Genomic DNA, 14,998 nt, shown 5'->3' with positions numbered 1-14,998 from the left:
GATCGCGACACCGGTGGTCTTTCGGACCCTCGGCCCCTCCACACCGACCGCTCGGTTTGTTACTCTGCCGTCAAAGTGGCGCAGAACACGCGATTCAGGTCACACCCTGTCTCTCGTCTCACCGGTCCGGATTCACTTGTCTGCGGAGGCCCCCATGTTCAACCTGTCCGCTCTCCTGGAGGACGGCGCCCGTTCCGCGCCCGAGAAGGAGTGCCTGGTCTTCGGTGACACCCGGCTCAACTACGCGATCACCGACATGATCGCCAACCAGGTGGCCAACCTGCTCGTCTCCCGGGGTGTCCGTCCGGGTGACCGGGTGGCGCTGGCCAGCCCCAACCTTCCGTACTTCCCGTTCGTGTACTTCGGCGCGCTGAAGGCGGGCGCCGTGGTCGTCCCCCTGAACGTCCTGCTCACCCCACGTGAGATCGCCTACCACCTGGAGGACTCCGGCGCCAGGGCGCTCTTCGCCTTCACCGGAAGCCCCGAGCTCCCGCTGGGCCAACGCTCCTTCGAGGCGTTCAACCAGGTGGAGGGCTGCGAGATCTTCGTGGACATGCCCGCCACCGCCGGGGCCACCGAGTCCACCATCGAGGGCACCGACACGATCTGGGCGGCGTTGGCCGGACAGCCGGGCACGTTCGAGACCGTGCAGTCCGGGGCCGACGACACGGCCGTCATCATCTACACGAGCGGCACCACCGGCAAGCCCAAGGGCGCCGAACTGAGCCACCACAACCTGATGATGAACGCGGTGGTCGCGTCCAGCCTGGTCAACGCGCACCCCGACGGACGCGACGTGTCCCTGACCGTCCTTCCCCTCTTCCACATCTTCGGCCAGACCGTGATGCTGAACGCGTCGCTGTACCGCCACGGCACCATGGTCCTCATGCCGCGCTTCGACGGGGACCAGGCGCTGGAGCTCATGCAGAAGGAGGGCGTCACCGGGTTCGCCGGGGTCCCCACCATGTACTGGGGTCTGCTCAACGCCGCCCGGAACGCCGAGCTCGGCCGGTACGACCTGGAGGGCATCGCCGCGAACGTGGTCGACGCCGTCTCCGGTGGTTCGGCCCTGCCCGGTCAGCTGGCCGAGGACTTCACCAAGCTCTTCGGCGTGGGCATCAAGGAGGGCTACGGCCTGTCCGAGACCTCCCCCGTGGCCTCCTTCAACAACCCCGCCACCGGCGCCAAGACCGGCTCCATCGGCCGCCCGGTCTGGGGTGTGGAGATGAAGCTGATCGACCCCGAGTGGAACGAGGTGGTCGGGGAGGGTGACCGGGACCCGGTCGGGGAGATCGCGGTCCGGGGACACCTGGTGATGAAGGGCTATCACCACCGCCCCGAGGTGAACGCCGAGGTGATCAGGGACGGGTGGTTCCGCACCGGGGACATCGCCCGCCGCGACGGGGACGGCTTCTACTTCATCATCGACCGTTCCAAGGACATGATCATCCGTGGCGGCTTCAACGTGTACCCCCGCGAGGTCGAGGAGGTGCTGATGACCCACCCGGCGGTCAGCCTGGCCGCCGTGGTGGGCGTGCCGCACGAGAGCCACGGGGAGGAGGTCAAGGCGTTCGTGATCCTCCAGGAGGGCGCCGAGACCTCCGTCGAGGACCTGGTCGCGTTCGCCCGCGAGCGGCTGGCCGCGTACAAGTACCCGCGCCACGTCGAGTTTCGCACGGAGCTGCCGATGACCTCCACCGGCAAGATCCTCAAGCGCGAACTGCGCGACGCCTAGGAGACGGTGCCCCGGTCGTCCGACCGGGGCACCGCGCCCTCACGGGGCGACCATCCTCCGCGGTCCTCGCGGTTAGCCCTTGACGGCACCCTGGACCAGGCCGGAGACCATCCATCGCTGGACGAGGATGAAGAACACCATCACCGGAATGGTGATGATCGTCGAGGCCGCCATCACGTGGCCCCAGTCGTTGGCGTACTGGCCGAAGAACTGGCGCAGGCCCACGGCGACCGTGTAGTTCGTGCTCTGCGTCATGAAGGTGAACGCCAGCACGAACTCGTTCCAGGCGACGATGAACGAGAAGATCGCCGTGGCCACCAGCCCCGGGGCCACCAGCGGGAACAGCACCTTCCAGAACATCTGCGGCCAGGTCGCGCCGTCGATGTAGGCGGCCTCCTCCACCTCCTTGGGGACCGCCGCCACGAAGCCGCGCATCATCCACACCGCCAGGGGCAGGGACAGCGCCACGTAGACGATGCTCAGCCCGATCACCGTGTTGAGCATCTGGAGGTCGCGCACCTGGATGAACAGCGGGATGACCAGCGCCTCCAGGGGCACCATCTGCACGATCAGGATCATCACCAGCACGGCGGTGCGGAACCGGAAGCGGAAACGCGCCACCGCCACGGCCGCCAGCATCGACAGCACGCAGGCGAAGGCCACGGTGATCCCGGCGACGGTCAGCGAGTTGCGCAGGTACCGGCCGAAGTTGCCCTCGGTCATGACGTACACGAAGTTGTCGAGCGTGAACGAGGTCGGCAGCAGCGCACCGGTCCCAGAGGTCGTGCTGTCCGAGAACGCGCTCATCAGCATGAAGTAGACCGGGAACAGCGTGAAGAACAGGAGCACGCTCACCCCGGCGGCCTTGCCGACCGTGCGCCAGACCCGGAGCGTGCCGCCCCGGCGCCGGGAGGCCCGGACCCGTGCCTCCCACGCTCCGGAGGACGTGTCGGGGGTGTGCGTCTCCAAGGGACCTCCTCGTCCGGGCGGGATTCGCGTCATCTCAGCTCCTCTTCCCGGAACAGCGCGCGCAGGTAGACGACGGTGATCCCCAGCAGGAGCAGCGTGAGCAGGGCCGCGATGGCCGAACCCATGCCGAAGTCGTTCTGCCCGAAGGACCGCACGTAGGCCCACACACCCAGGTTGAGCATCTGGGAGCCGCCGACGTCACCCCCGGGCATCAGGTAGATCTGCGCGAACACCTTGAAGTCCCAGATGGTGGAGAGCACAGTCACCACCGCGAACACCGGACGCAGCGTCGGGAAGGTGACGTGCCAGAAGCGCTTCCACGCGCCGGCGCCGTCGATCCGGGCCGCCTCGTGCAGTTCCTTGGGGACGGTGAGCAGCCCGGCCAGGACCGTGACCGCCACGAACGGGAACCCGCTGTGCACGATGTTGAGCGTCACGATCGCGTAGAACCAGAAGCGGTCGGCGAACCAGTTGTAGCCGGAGGGTTCGATCAGGCCCAGGGATTTCAGGGCCTGCGCCACGACCCCCTGGTCCACGTCGAAGATCCAGATCCACACGTAGGTGCCGCTGACGGCGGGCATCGCCCAGGCCACCATCACGCAGGAGACCACGACGACCCGCGTCACGGGCTTCAGGTTGGCCAGCAGCAGGGCGACGAGCGTGCCCAGCACGACGGTCGTGACCACCGCGACCACGGCGAACACGACCGTGTTGACCAGGACGACGCGCCACAGGTACGGGTCGGTGAGCAGGCTGACGTAGTTGCCCAGCCCGACGAAGTCCGAGTCCCCCGAGACCAGGTTGCGCAGCTTGAAATCCCGGAAGGACAGCCACACGATCCGGCCGATGGGGAACAGCAGCAGTACGCCGATGACCCCGAGCGGGGGCACCAGCAGGGCCCAGGGCAGGAGGGCGCGCCGCCCCCTCATACCCAGGAGCGGCGCGCGTCGGCGGCCGTCGGGCGGCCGGACCGGTGTGGCGGGTGGCAACTAGTTTCCCTCGTTGAGGATGGTCTCGATGGACTCGGCGGCGCGGTCGGTGGCCTCCTCCACGGTCGCTTCGCCGTTGAGGATGTCCTGCTGCATGCCGACGATGATCCCCTCGGCCTCCACCTGCGACCAGGCGGGGACGGCCGGGGTGCTCTTGCCCGCTTCCAGGAGCTGGACGGCGAACGGTTCGACCAGCGGGTCACCGGACTCGGCGTAGGCCTCGATCTCCGCGACACCGGCCGGGAAGAAGCCGCTCTCCTCGCCCCAGCGGTCGAAGTACTCACCCTGGGTGAGGAGGTCGACGTACTCCCAACCGGCCTCCTCGTTGCCGGTCCCCTCGAACACCGACAGCAGGGAGCCACCGGCGAAGGAGTCCATGTAGCCCTCCTCCTGGCCGGGAAGCACGAACGCGCCGAGCTTGCCCTCCAGGTCGGGGTTGGACTCGATGATGGCCTTGGGGTTGGAGCTGTTGGAGATGGCCATGACGGCGTCCTCGTCAGCGAGGGACTCCATGACGTCGATCTCGTTCCAGTTGACCGCGCCCGTGGTGGACAGGCCGTCCTCCAGGGAGAGGTTGGTGAAGAACTCGACCCCCGCGCGACCCTCCGGGGAGTTGATCGTGGAGGTCCAGGTGCCGTCGGACTCCTGGACCGCGACCTCACCGCCGCCGCCCCACACCCACGGCATGACCGAGTACTGGGCCTGGCCGGGCACCGGGAAGCCGATCATGCCGTCCTCGGCCTCGGCGAGCTCCGTGGCGGTCTCGCGCAGCTCCTCCCAGCTGGTCGGCTCCTCGTGGCCGTGCTCCTCGAAGATGTCCTTGCGGTAGATGATCGAGCGGATCGACGCGTACCAGGGCACCCCGTACGCGGCGTCGTCCACGACGCCCATCGAGTACATCTCCTGCTGGAACCGGGAGGGGTCGTCGACGTACCCCGACAGGTCGTGCAGGGCCCCGGCGTCGGCGAACTCCGGAGTGAAGGTGGTGCCCAGCTCGACGACGTCGGGCACGGTGCCACCCGCGATGGCCGTGGAGATCTTGTTCTGGGCGTCGGCCCAGGGCACGAACTCGACCTCGACGTCGATCCCGGTCTGCTCGGTGTAGGTCTCGTTGACCGCGTCGAAGAAGGCGCTGGCGTCCGGGTTGGTTCCCTCCATGATCCACACCTGGAGGGAGTCGGTGTCCCCGCCGCCGCCACCGCCCCCGCAGGCCGTCGCCGCGAGCACCAGGGTCAGTGTGGCCGCGGGAAGGGTGACGTACTCGTGTACTCGTCTGCGGGCCATCGGCTCGCCTCCCGTTTCTTTCGAGGGTCCCCTGAGGGTTGGTAGGAAACCTACGTAAAGAACGACATCTTGTGAAGTAAACCACTGCGACTTGTGTCTGACCTGTTAGGCAGGCGGTTCCGGCCGGTGTTTCCTCCCGGTCGTGCGGGTCGCCGTCAGTCGCTGAGACCGGTCACCTGGCGCAGGGTCGAGACGAGTTCGGCGCGTTTGTAGACGGCGAGCCCGACCGCCGCGCAGAAGGCGGCGAGCATGTGGGCGAACACCATGCGGTCGCCCTGCGCGAGGCGCTCGGCCGTCTCCTCCTCACCGATCGAGTGGGCCTCCCACGCGGTGGACACGGCGAACTCCAGCTCCGGCGGGAGCATCTCCGCGACGGTGCGCGCCACCGCCTCCCGCGAGTCGGCGGGTTTCCACACGACTCCGGTCTCCTGGACGCGGCGGCCGAGGAAGGCCGCGATCACCCTGAGCTCGGACAGGACGTCCTCGACGTCGTCCGCCGCCCGGGGGATGACCCGGTCCAGCTCCTCGCGGTTGTGGTCCGCGTAGGCGCTGATCAGCGCGATCGCGGTCTCCCTGACGTGCTCCGGCAGGTCGTGGTCGGGTGTCGGGGCGCCCTGGGGCGCGTTGTCGTCGGAGGACACGGTGTGGGTCCCTTCACGGCTGCTGGATCTGACGGCTCCATGATGCCGCGTCGACGCCGTTCCATGGCGCAGGCGGAGGCTGGGTGCGGGGGTGTCCGCGCAACGCGAACGCCCCCGCCCGGGACGGCCCATGGAGCGGCGATCCCGGTGGACGGCCGTGGTGGGCCGACGTGGGCTCGGTCAGAAGTTCGGCCGCAGCGGCATGTGCGCGTCGGTGCCGTCGAGCTTGACCCCCAGGATCTGGTGGAGCTGCACGACGTTCCGCTCGAAGCCCAGGACGCACCCGGCCATGTAGAGGCGCCACACGCGGGCGGTGCCCTCCCCCACCTCGGCGACGGCCCGGTCCCAGTCGCGCTCCAGGTTGGCGCCCCAGTGGCGCAGGGTCAGCGCGTAGTGCTCGCGCAGGTTCTCCTGGTGACGGATCTCGAAGCCGGCGTCGTTCATGGCGGTCTGGATCTGCCCGGGGCCCTCCAGCTCGCCGTCGGGGAAGACGTACCTGTTGATGACGCCCTTGGTGTTCATGGGCTTGAGGTTGTTGCTGGGACGGGTGATGCAGTGGTTCAACAGCCGACCGCCGGGCACCAGCTTGGCGTTGAGCGATGCGAAGTAGGGGTCCAGGTTCCGGGCCCCGATGTGCTCGGTCAGCCCGATCGAGCTGATCCGGTCGAAGCTGCCGTCCGGGACGTCCCGGTAGTCCATGTGCCGGATCTCGGCCAGCCCGGTCAGGCCCTCCTGAGCGATCCTCTTCGCGCCCCACTCGGCCTGTTCCTTGGACAGGGTCACGCCGACCGCCCTGACCCCGTGCTCACGAGCGGCGTGGCGCACCATGCCGCCCCATCCGCAGCCGACGTCGAGCAGCCGCATGCCCTTCTCCAGGCCCAGCTTGCGCGAGACCAGGTCGTACTTGCGGAACTGCGCGCTCTCCAGGGCCCCGTCGAAGTCGCCCACCCGGTCCAGGGCGCCGTCCTCCTCGTCGAAGACCGCACAGGTGTAGGTCATCGACGGGCCGAGGACCGTCTCGTAGAACTCGTTGGAGACGTCGTAGTGGTGGTGGATGACCTCGGCGTCGCGCTTCTTGGAGTGCCGAATCCCCCGCCCGAGCAGGGTGCCCCTCCGCATCTCCTGGGGCGGCGGCGGTACCCTGTTCACGAACTTCACCCACCCCACCGAGCCCACGATGGCGAGGAGGTCCCGGGGGGTCACGTTGACGCCCTCCGCGAAGGTGAAGTCCGCCATGTGTCTCAGCGCGGTGTACATGTCGCCCTCCAGCTCCAGGTGGCCGGAGACGTAGGCACGTGTCAGCCCCACCGCGTTGGGCGACTGGGCCAGGTAGTTGACGGCCACCGGGGTCCGCACGTTCACCGTGACCTCGCTGTCCGGGTCCCCCGCCGAGCTGCCGTCGTAGGCGGTGAACCGGATGGGCGCGTCGGGTCCGACGACACGCTCGAAGATCTCTGCAAGCCGCATGCTCATGTCCTTCCCTTCCGTACGCGGCCCCTGCCCACAGGTCGCCGCCCGGTGGTGCTGTCAACTCGGCGGTGGGTTCAGCGGTTGCGTACGCACTTGGCGTACAGGTCCAGGAGACGGCCTCGCGGGTCGTAGGCCTCCTTGAGGTCCTCGTAGTCGGTGCCGTTGTAGAGGGCCCAGAAGTCCTCCTCCGAGTAGAAGGAGTCCGAGTACAGGGACTTGTGGCCGCCCAGCCGGGTGACCTCCTCCTCGACCCTGCGGTTGTGGTGGGCCCCGCCCTGGCCGGGCCGGGTGTCCACCAGCCCCCAGAAGCCGAAGTTCACGTACAGGCGGTCGTTCTCCAGGGGGTAGAGCGGCCAGACGTGCTCGTCCGCGGAGAGTCCCTCGCGGCGGGGCTCACGGAGCCGGAGCGGGCACATCCACAGGGGGGTCATGCCGATCTCCGCGTGGTAGAAGTCCAGGAACTCCGCGCCGCGCTCCACCCCCACCTCGATGTCCTGGATGAGGGGCTCCTGACGCGGGCGGCCCCGGTAGTGGTTCAGGAGACGGGAGAATCCGGTGCGCCGGTCCCAGGCCACCAGCCTGCGGTAGACGTCGGAGCGCTTGAGGGAGCGCGGCCAGAACGGGCGCAGGAACCGGTTCTGGGTGCCGAAGGCGCGGGAGCACCAGAACCAGTCGGTGTCCCAGCGCCAGAGGTAGTCGTGCACGGTGAGGTAGTCGCCGGGCCCGGTGGAGCCGTCCTCGGGGTCGGCGTAGCGCGCGATCGAGCGGTAGTAGACGTCGTTTCCGGTGTAGTCGCTAGTCCAGGGCGCGTGGTCGGTGAAGCGGGCCAGGGTCACGTACAGCTCGTCGGGGCCGAACACCACCCCGTCCACGAAGTCCACGGGCCGCCCCTCGTGGGAGCCGTCGGCGCAGATCCGGGCGAGCGCGTCCATCGCTGTCGAGGAGTCGTGGAACCGCAGGTGGCGCAGGTGCACGTAGGGGGAGACGGGGTCGAGCTCCACCCGCAGGCGCAGTGCGTACCCGAGCGTGCCGTAGGAGTTGGGGAAGCCGTGGAACAGGTCGCTGTGCTCGTTGTCCCGGGTCGCCGTGACGACCTCGCCGGAGCCGGTGAGGATCTCCATCTCCTGGACCGCCTCGTGCGGGAGGCCGTTGTGGAAGGAGGAGGACTCGATCCCCAACCCGGTGACCGCCCCGCCCACGGTGATGGTGCGCAGCTGCGGCACGACCGTGGGCATGAGGCCGTGCGGGAGGGTGGCCGCCACCAGTTCCTCGTAGGTGGTCATGCCGCCGACGTCGGCCAGGCGCTCGACGGGGTCGATGGCGATGACCCCGGAGAAGGCCGACACGTCCAGGGCCGGGGCGGAGGACCGCTCACGGAACCGGAACAGGTTGGAGGTCGGTTTGGCCAGCCGCACGGGGGCGCCCTCGGGGAGGGCCCGGTAGTCGCTCCGCAGCCGTTCGACCGCCGCGACGTGGTCCGCGAGCCCCGTACCCGCCGACGGCCCCCGTGGGGACCGGGGGCCGGGATCGGATGTCGTACCGGGCTGTTTCGGAGTCATACCGGGTTCCCCTGACTGTTGACGACGCACAGCTTGGGTCGGCCAGGACCGGTGGTGGCGTGCCGGGGCAGGCCGATCCCCTCAGTTCTACCTAGCGGTATCGGTCCACGGCCACCCCATTTCGGTACGTGTCTTACCCACTCTCGGGCGGCGAAGGGTGCGGGTGGGGGCGCGGAGGCCGGGCGGCTCGGGGGGACCGGAGGCGACGACGCCGCTGTCACCTGGGGTGATGTGAGTGTTACCGGACGGTCCGCATAGGATGCGGTTCCGTGCGCATCGCTCTCGTTGACTCCGGTATCGGCATGCTGTCCACGGCCTCGGCCCTGCACGCGGCACGGCCCGACGCCGACCTGTACCTGTCCATGGACCCGGACCACATGCCGTGGGGGCCCCGTACCCCGGAACAGGTGATCGACCGGGCCCTGGCCGGGGCCCGTGCCGCCCTGGACGCGGCCGGTTCCCTGGACGCCGTGGTGGTGCCGTGCAACACGGCGTCGGTGCACGGTCTGAACCGGCTGCGCACCGAACTGGAACCGGACGTCCCGGTGATCGGGACCGTCCCGGCCATCAAACCCGCGGCCGCCGCCGGGACCCCCATCGCGGTGTGGTCCACCGAGGCCACCACCCGCAGCGACTACCAGCAGCGGCTCGTGGTGACCTTCGCCCGGGACGTGGCGGTGACCCCGGTCGCCTGCCTGGGCCTGGCCGAGGCGGTGGAGTCCGCGGACCCCGCGCGGATCGGCGCCGCCGTGGCGTACGCCGCCTCCCTCACCCCACCGGAGGTCCGGGGGGTGGTGCTGGGCTGCACGCACTACGACCTGGTGGACGAGGAGATCTCCCGGGCCCTCTCCGGCAGGGCGGAACTGTTCACCGCGGCCCGGGCGGTGGCCGCCCAGACCCTGCGCAGGGTGGGCGCGGCCGAGGGGAGCGGTCAGGAGAACGCGACCGCCCCGGCCTCCGACCGTCCCGGCCGGGTCACCGTGCTCGCCAGTGGCCGTCCGGCCGAGCTCCCCCCAGCGGCCCTCACCTACCCGGCGGGCCGTTCACTCCTGCCCCGTTGAGCACCCCTGTCCCCGGTGGCACCAGTGGGTGCGCTCAGCCGCCGGCCCCGAACCGCACGGCCCCCGCGGCCTCCCGCGTCTCCCGCACGGTCGGGTGGTCCGGGACCGGCTGGGGCTCCACCACCTGGGGTCGCACCGGAACCCACGCTGCGTCGTCCGCACGCGGGCGGTCCTGGGCCGTCTCCGGTTCCCGCAGCTCCGTGACCGGCCTCCGGTCCCCCGCCTGAGGGCGGTCCGGAACCGGCGGTGACTCCACCCGCGACGCGTGTTCGCGTACGAGCGCCCCGGCCGCCAGAGTGCGGACGAGGTCGCGCACCCCGGCCGTGTCGTTGTCGTGCAGAAGCGTCTCCAGGAGCGACAGGGCGGCGCGCTGGTCTCCCGGCTGTTCACGGACGTGGCGCCACTGGGGTTCGGTGGCCACGTCGGAGAGCATCAGGGTGCGGCCCACCTGTCCGAGCGCGCTCAGCAGCGCGGAGTCGTGCGGGCGCTCCATGAGCGCCACGTTCACCTGCTCCGCCTGCTGCTCGGGGTTGACCTCCTCGGCCTTCTGTGCCCGGAGGAAGTCGAGGATGCCGCCGGAGGGGGCCAAGGGGTGGGCGGCCTCCAACCCCCGCACCATCGATCGCACCTCCACCAGGTCACCGGTGATCTCCTCGGCGGCACCGAGCTCCCGGATGAGGCGCTCGGCGCGCTGCGCGGAGCACTCGGCCACCCACCGTGCGCCCCGACCGCTGGCCAGCCGGGAGGCGGCCAGGGCGAGCTCGGCGCCACGGCGGGGCGCCCCCACCCGCTCGAAGTAGCGGGACCAGGTGGTCACCCGGACGCCCAGCCGCCAGTCGTTGCGGACACTGCCCTGGCAGACCAGGTTCTCCACCGACTCCACCCACGCCGAACGCAGCTTGGGGTAGGTCTCGGCCTCCTCCACGGTGGGCAGGAGGCCGATGGCCTGGCGGGCGTCGCAGAGTCCCAGGCGGGCCAGCCAGGACAGCAGCCGGGCGCGCTCGAAGCGGATCATCCGCAGCAGGGCGGCGCGGCGCGGGTTGACGGCGGAACCGTCGCCGCCCCGTCCGCCCAGCTCGAGCTCGGCCTCCATCCGGTCCAGGGCGTCCAGGGCGTCGGTGTGCTTGTCCTGGTGGCGCAGGGCCCTGACGAGGGCGAAAACACCCTCCGCGCCGAGCACGGCGGGGCCGGTGGCGGTGTGGTCGTAGCGGCGCAGCTCCGCCTCGGCGCGGTCGGCCTGCCCCTCGTCGATGAGGAGGTGGACGCGGGCCAGGGTGAAGGCGGGCCAGGCCGGGGTGGCCTCCCAGCCGGACAGCCGGCGGGCGGAGAGGAGTTCGCGGCGCTGGTCGGTGGTGCCCCTGGCGTCGATGTTGGCGTGGCAGCGGACCAGTGTCTCCAGGGCGGAGACGGCCAGCGGCCCGTACTGGTTCGGCGCGGGTTCGTCCTCCACGACGGCCCTGGCCTGTTCCAGGGCGCGCCGACCCTCCGCCAGGGATCCCACGCGCACGGCGAGCGGCCAGTGCGCCAGGAAGAACAGGGTCGGCGGGCCGAACACCCCCGGGACCGAGGCCGGAACCGCCGTGGGCGCGGGGTTGTCGGACTTCCCGGCCTCGGCGACGAGGCGGCGGGCGGTGCGCATGGCCGACCTGGCCAGCGCCTCCACCTTGACCGCGTCGCCCGCTTCGCTGAGTACGGGCAGCTCGGTGACGGCTTCGGCGAGTTCGTCCTGTCCGGCGGCGCGGAGTTGACGTCCGGTCTCCCCCACCCATGTCCACATCGTCATGGTGTCTCCCCCCAGTGGCATGTGCGAACAGAACGTAGCAGCGTGGTGACAGAGCTGTCTGGAGAACGCGTGAACCCGGTGTGGGGGAGGCACTCCGGCTCGGCCTGTGGCGGATCACGGCCGATAGACTCGGAGGTGTACAGCGGACGGCTGGTACAGGGCGGCACGAGGGAGACATGAGCGCCGATGGGATGGCGAGACCGGTTCGGACTCCGTAAGGCCAACCGCAAGGGCAAGGCCCGCTTCGACCGCGCCGCCGAGGATTCGGACATCAAGGCGCTGATCGACTTCGCCAAGAGCCGGGTGGGGGTCGAGTTCTTCGTGGAGCCCGAAACCTTCGCCACACGGGCCACGGCGGTCGCCGTCGCCACGGACGGGGAGTGGATCCGGCGGCGCTGCGGCTCCCCAGACGTGATCCGCAAGGTCGCGAGCGACCTGGCCACGCCCGCGTACGACGTGCAGATCGTGGGTTATCCGCAGCGGATGCGGGACTGGACCGCGCGCAACAAGCGCGGTCTGTCCATGGACGAGTGAACCCTCGACCGGTGCGGGCGGAGCATACCGCCCCCGCGTGAGACCGGCCACGTCCACACCCCCTCTGAGCACGTCCGAAACCCGTCACTCGGTCATTTTGGGCATTGATGACGAGTCCTTGCCGCGACTTCCTTGCCGAACGGGTTCCCTAACGGCCTCCATCCGTCGCATACTCGCCTGGGAGGGGGGACTCCGATGAAGCAGGATCTCACTGCCTTGTGTTGCGAATGCGGCATGGTTCGCGAGGTGAGCGACCACCAGAGTGTCGGTGAGGCGCAGTCCGCCTACGGACTGGCCCGCTGCGTGGTCTGGCGCAAGTGCCGCCCGTGCGGCTACCGCACCTACCACGCCTACCTGCGTGCCGACGAGGACCGTGACGAGCTGGAGGACGCGCTGCGGCTCGACGGCGCCCTGGCTGCGGAGGCCCTCGACGAGGAGGTCGAGCAGCTGCGGTTGTGCGGGGTCGAGATCGGCCACGCCACCGTCCCGGCGATCTGGGACGGCCAGTCCGTGGGCATGGTGACCCAGCGGCTCACCGACCACGCCTACGCGATCGTGCTCGACCCCGAGGCCTCGGTGGTGTCCCGGCTCAAACTCATCGACATGATGTGGAACGAGCTGCTGGTGGGCGAACACGACGACCGCTGGCAGATCCAGGAGCCGGAGGACGACTCCCCCGGGTACGCGATCCGGCTCTTCGGTTACCGCACGCGGGGCTGACCCCGCGCGACACCGGGACGACACGGGCGGCGCACGGGCGCGGGCCGTCGGCCCCCGGCTCGACAGCGACCACGGCAACGGCCGGGCACCCCAGGGGCGCCCGGCCGCCGTCGTGTCACGGACACGTTCAGGCGGCGGACTCGTCCCGCGCCGCCCCGGCCTTCTCGGCCAGACGGCGCAGGGCCGAACGCGCGACCTCGGGGTCGGCCGTCCCCCAGTAGGGCGGCAGGGAAGCCCGCAGGAACCCCCCGTACCCGGCGGTGGCCAGGCGCGGGTCCAGGACGGCGATCACGCCCCGGTCGTCGGTGGAGCGCAGCAGACGCCCCGTCCCCTGGGCGAGCAGCAGCGCCGCGTGCGTGGCCGACACCGAGAGGAAGCCGTTGCCCCCGTGCGCGGAGACCGCTCTCTGGCGGGCCGAGGCGAGCGGGTCGTCGGGGCGCGGGAAGGGGATGCGGTCGACGATCACCAGCTGGAGCGAGGGGCCCGGCACGTCCACCCCCTGCCACAGGGACAGGGTCCCGAACAGGCAGGACCGCTCCTCCTCGGAGAAACGGCGGACCAGCTGCCCGGTGGAGTCCTCCCCCTGGCACAGGATCGGCTGGTCCAGGCGCTCGCGCAGTTCCTCGGCGGCCTGCTGGGCGGCGCGCATCGAGGAGAACAGGCCCAGGGCACGGCCGTCGGAGGCCTCGATGAGCTCCGCGATCTCGTCGAGGTAGGCCTCGGAGAGCCCGTCGCGACCGGGTTTGGGCAGGTGGCGGGCGACGTAGAGGATACCGCTGCGGCCGTGGTCGAAGGGCGATCCGACGTCCAGGCCGCGCCAGCGCGGTTCTCCGGCCGCGCGGTGCGGGCCGTCCTCGTCGGTGTCCGCCCCGGTTTCGGTGTCCGGGTCCGCGGGACCGGCCGGGGCCTCCTCCACCGCTCCGGCGCCGCGGGCGGCGCGTTCCGCGGCCTCCTGGGTGACCTCCCGGCCGAGCCCCCACTGCCGGGCCAGGGCGGTGAAGTCGCCGCCCAGGGTGAGCGTGGCGGAGGTGAGCACCACGGTGCGGTCACCGAAGAGCTTCTCCCTGAGCAGGCCGCCCACGCCGAGCGGCGCGACGTTGAGTGTCGGCGGACGCGCGGGGACCTTGGTGAGCCAGACGATCTCGGTGCGGTCGCGGAGCGGCGGCTCGAAGGACTCCAGGACCCGCTCGGCCGCCTCGCGGACCTCGGAGAGCGCCGCCAGGGCCAGGCGCCGGTCGGAGGCGGTGTCCGGGTCGAGTTCGCCCGGTGAGGGGCCGATCGCGGCGATACAGGCGGCGGAGGCGTCCCGTGCCGCCGCCACGGCACCGGCGAGCCCCTCGTCGATGTGGTCGAGGCGCCCCTCGGGCACCTCGGTGAACATCAGCGCCAGTCCGTCCGCGCACTCGCTGAGGCGTTCGCTGATCCCCGGCTCGACCAGGCGGGCGGCGCGTTTGGCGGCGGTGGTCACGGTGCGCTCGGTGAGGCTTCCGGTGGCCACGGAGGTGGCACGGTCCACCAGCTCGTGCGCCTCGTCGATCATGATCGTGTTGTGCTCGGGCAGGATGTGGTAGCCCTGCGACATGTCGATGGAGAGCATGGCGTGGTTGGTGACCACCACGTCGACCCCGGTGGTGGCCTCGCGGGCGAACTCCGCGAAGCACTCCTGACCGAAGGAGCACACGCGGGCGCCCATGCACTCGTTCCCTCCCACGGACACCTGACGCCAGGCCAGGTCGCTCACGCCGGGCACGAGTTCGTCGCGGTCCCCGGTGAGGGTCTCCTCGGCCCACTCGTGCACGCGGGCGACCTGGCGGCCCAGGGAGGAGAGCTGGCGGGCGTCGAAGAGCTCGCTGCCCTCGGCCTCCTCCTCCGACGCGGTCTGCATGCGGTTGCGGCACAGGTAGTTGCGTCGCCCCTTGAGCACCGCGAAGGTGGGTTCACGGGGCAGCAGCGGCGCCAGGGCGGCGGCCAGGCGCGGCAGGTCGCGGTCGATCAGCTGGTTCTGGAGCGCGATGGTGGCGGTGGAGACGACCACCGTGGTCCGTGTCGCCATCGCGTGTCTGATCGCGGGCACGAGGTACGCCAGGGACTTACCGGTACCGGTACCGGCCTGGACCACCAGGTGTTCACGTTCTTCGACCGCCTCGGCGACGGCGCCGGCCATGGTCTGCTGACCCTCTCGGCTGCTGCCGCCCAGGGACTTGACGGCCGCGCCGAGCAGGGTGGGTACGTCGGGGAGATCTGCCACGGATC

12 protein-coding genes are annotated in these 14,998 nt (G+C 70.5%); 4 read left to right on the top strand and 8 right to left on the bottom strand.

Annotated elements, in window-relative coordinates:
• The first annotated feature begins 154 nt into the window (after nt 1-154).
• Nucleotides 155-1,735 (top strand): long-chain-fatty-acid--CoA ligase, encoded by a 1,581-nt coding sequence (locus ACRWK8_RS00325; RefSeq protein ID WP_431867581.1) that lies wholly within the window; start codon nt 155-157, stop codon nt 1,733-1,735.
• Between the two features lie 72 nt (nt 1,736-1,807).
• Here the strand turns inward: ACRWK8_RS00325 and ACRWK8_RS00320 are convergent, their stop codons facing one another.
• The 6 genes from ACRWK8_RS00320 to ACRWK8_RS00295 form a co-directional block, all read right to left on the bottom strand.
• Complete coding sequence (locus tag ACRWK8_RS00320) at nt 1,808-2,704, bottom strand: carbohydrate ABC transporter permease (protein WP_378735046.1); 897 nt, start codon at nt 2,702-2,704, stop codon at nt 1,808-1,810.
• Between the two features lie 29 nt (nt 2,705-2,733).
• Nucleotides 2,734-3,633, bottom strand: coding sequence for a carbohydrate ABC transporter permease (locus ACRWK8_RS00315; protein WP_378735373.1), 900 nt, complete (start codon nt 3,631-3,633; stop codon nt 2,734-2,736).
• A 60-nt stretch (nt 3,634-3,693) separates the two neighbouring features.
• Nucleotides 3,694-4,977 carry a sugar ABC transporter substrate-binding protein gene (locus ACRWK8_RS00310; protein ID WP_378735048.1) on the bottom strand — a complete coding sequence of 428 codons (1,284 nt, stop codon included), beginning with the start codon at nt 4,975-4,977 and terminating at the stop codon, nt 3,694-3,696.
• A 155-nt stretch (nt 4,978-5,132) separates the two neighbouring features.
• Entirely contained in the window at nt 5,133-5,618 is a 486-nt protein-coding gene (locus ACRWK8_RS00305) for a hypothetical protein (protein ID WP_431867580.1), read from the bottom strand.
• A gap of 180 nt (nt 5,619-5,798) precedes the next feature.
• A complete protein-coding gene (locus ACRWK8_RS00300) occupies nt 5,799-7,085 on the bottom strand; it encodes a class I SAM-dependent methyltransferase (RefSeq protein ID WP_431867579.1) in 1,287 nt (428 codons plus the stop codon).
• 77 nt (nt 7,086-7,162) lie between these two features.
• Complete coding sequence (locus ACRWK8_RS00295; RefSeq protein ID WP_431867578.1) at nt 7,163-8,647, bottom strand: FAD-binding oxidoreductase; 1,485 nt, start codon at nt 8,645-8,647, stop codon at nt 7,163-7,165.
• 269 nt (nt 8,648-8,916) lie between these two features.
• Here ACRWK8_RS00295 and ACRWK8_RS00290 point away from each other — a divergent pair, with 269 nt between their 5' ends.
• Nucleotides 8,917-9,708 (top strand): glutamate racemase, encoded by a 792-nt coding sequence (locus ACRWK8_RS00290; RefSeq protein ID WP_378735056.1) that lies wholly within the window; start codon nt 8,917-8,919, stop codon nt 9,706-9,708.
• Nucleotides 9,709-9,742: 34 nt separating this feature from the next.
• Here the strand turns inward: ACRWK8_RS00290 and ACRWK8_RS00285 are convergent, their stop codons facing one another.
• Nucleotides 9,743-11,491: a hypothetical protein gene (locus tag ACRWK8_RS00285; protein ID WP_378735058.1), complete on the bottom strand. Its 1,749-nt coding sequence runs from the start codon at nt 11,489-11,491 to the stop codon at nt 9,743-9,745.
• Nucleotides 11,492-11,677: 186 nt separating this feature from the next.
• On the opposite strand from ACRWK8_RS00285, the gene ACRWK8_RS00280 reads away from it, so the two are divergent.
• Entirely contained in the window at nt 11,678-12,025 is a 348-nt protein-coding gene (locus ACRWK8_RS00280) for a hypothetical protein (RefSeq protein ID WP_378735060.1), read from the top strand.
• A gap of 195 nt (nt 12,026-12,220) precedes the next feature.
• On the top strand, nt 12,221-12,745 hold the full coding sequence (locus ACRWK8_RS00275) for a DUF6315 family protein (protein ID WP_378735062.1): 525 nt from the start codon (nt 12,221-12,223) through the stop codon (nt 12,743-12,745).
• Between the two features lie 127 nt (nt 12,746-12,872).
• Here the strand turns inward: ACRWK8_RS00275 and ACRWK8_RS00270 are convergent, their stop codons facing one another.
• Nucleotides 12,873-14,993 carry an ATP-dependent DNA helicase gene (locus ACRWK8_RS00270; protein WP_378735064.1) on the bottom strand — a complete coding sequence of 707 codons (2,121 nt, stop codon included), beginning with the start codon at nt 14,991-14,993 and terminating at the stop codon, nt 12,873-12,875.
• Nucleotides 14,994-14,998 lie beyond the last annotated feature (5 nt).

This window comes from Nocardiopsis eucommiae (assembly GCF_965344335.1).
In the GTDB taxonomy this organism is placed as follows: Bacteria; Actinomycetota; Actinomycetes; order Streptosporangiales; family Streptosporangiaceae; genus Nocardiopsis; species Nocardiopsis eucommiae.
Note: the sequence above shows the minus strand (reverse complement) of the source record. Positions and strands in the feature narration are given on the sequence as shown.

What these genes read in the sequence shown, in the direction of transcription:
- ACRWK8_RS00325 (WP_431867581.1), top strand. Translation starts at nt 155, where the DNA reads ATGTTCAACCTGTCCGCTCTCCTGGAGGACGGCGCCCGTTCCGCGCCC.
- ACRWK8_RS00315 (WP_378735373.1), bottom strand. Translation starts at nt 3,633, where the DNA reads ATGAGGGGGCGGCGCGCCCTCCTGCCCTGGGCCCTGCTGGTGCCCCCG.
- ACRWK8_RS00310 (WP_378735048.1), bottom strand. Translation starts at nt 4,977, where the DNA reads ATGGCCCGCAGACGAGTACACGAGTACGTCACCCTTCCCGCGGCCACA.
- ACRWK8_RS00300 (WP_431867579.1), bottom strand. Translation starts at nt 7,085, where the DNA reads ATGCGGCTTGCAGAGATCTTCGAGCGTGTCGTCGGACCCGACGCGCCC.
- ACRWK8_RS00295 (WP_431867578.1), bottom strand. Translation starts at nt 8,647, where the DNA reads ATGACTCCGAAACAGCCCGGTACGACATCCGATCCCGGCCCCCGGTCC.
- ACRWK8_RS00285 (WP_378735058.1), bottom strand. Translation starts at nt 11,491, where the DNA reads ATGACGATGTGGACATGGGTGGGGGAGACCGGACGTCAACTCCGCGCC.
- ACRWK8_RS00280 (WP_378735060.1), top strand. Translation starts at nt 11,678, where the DNA reads ATGGGATGGCGAGACCGGTTCGGACTCCGTAAGGCCAACCGCAAGGGC.
- ACRWK8_RS00275 (WP_378735062.1), top strand. Translation starts at nt 12,221, where the DNA reads ATGAAGCAGGATCTCACTGCCTTGTGTTGCGAATGCGGCATGGTTCGC.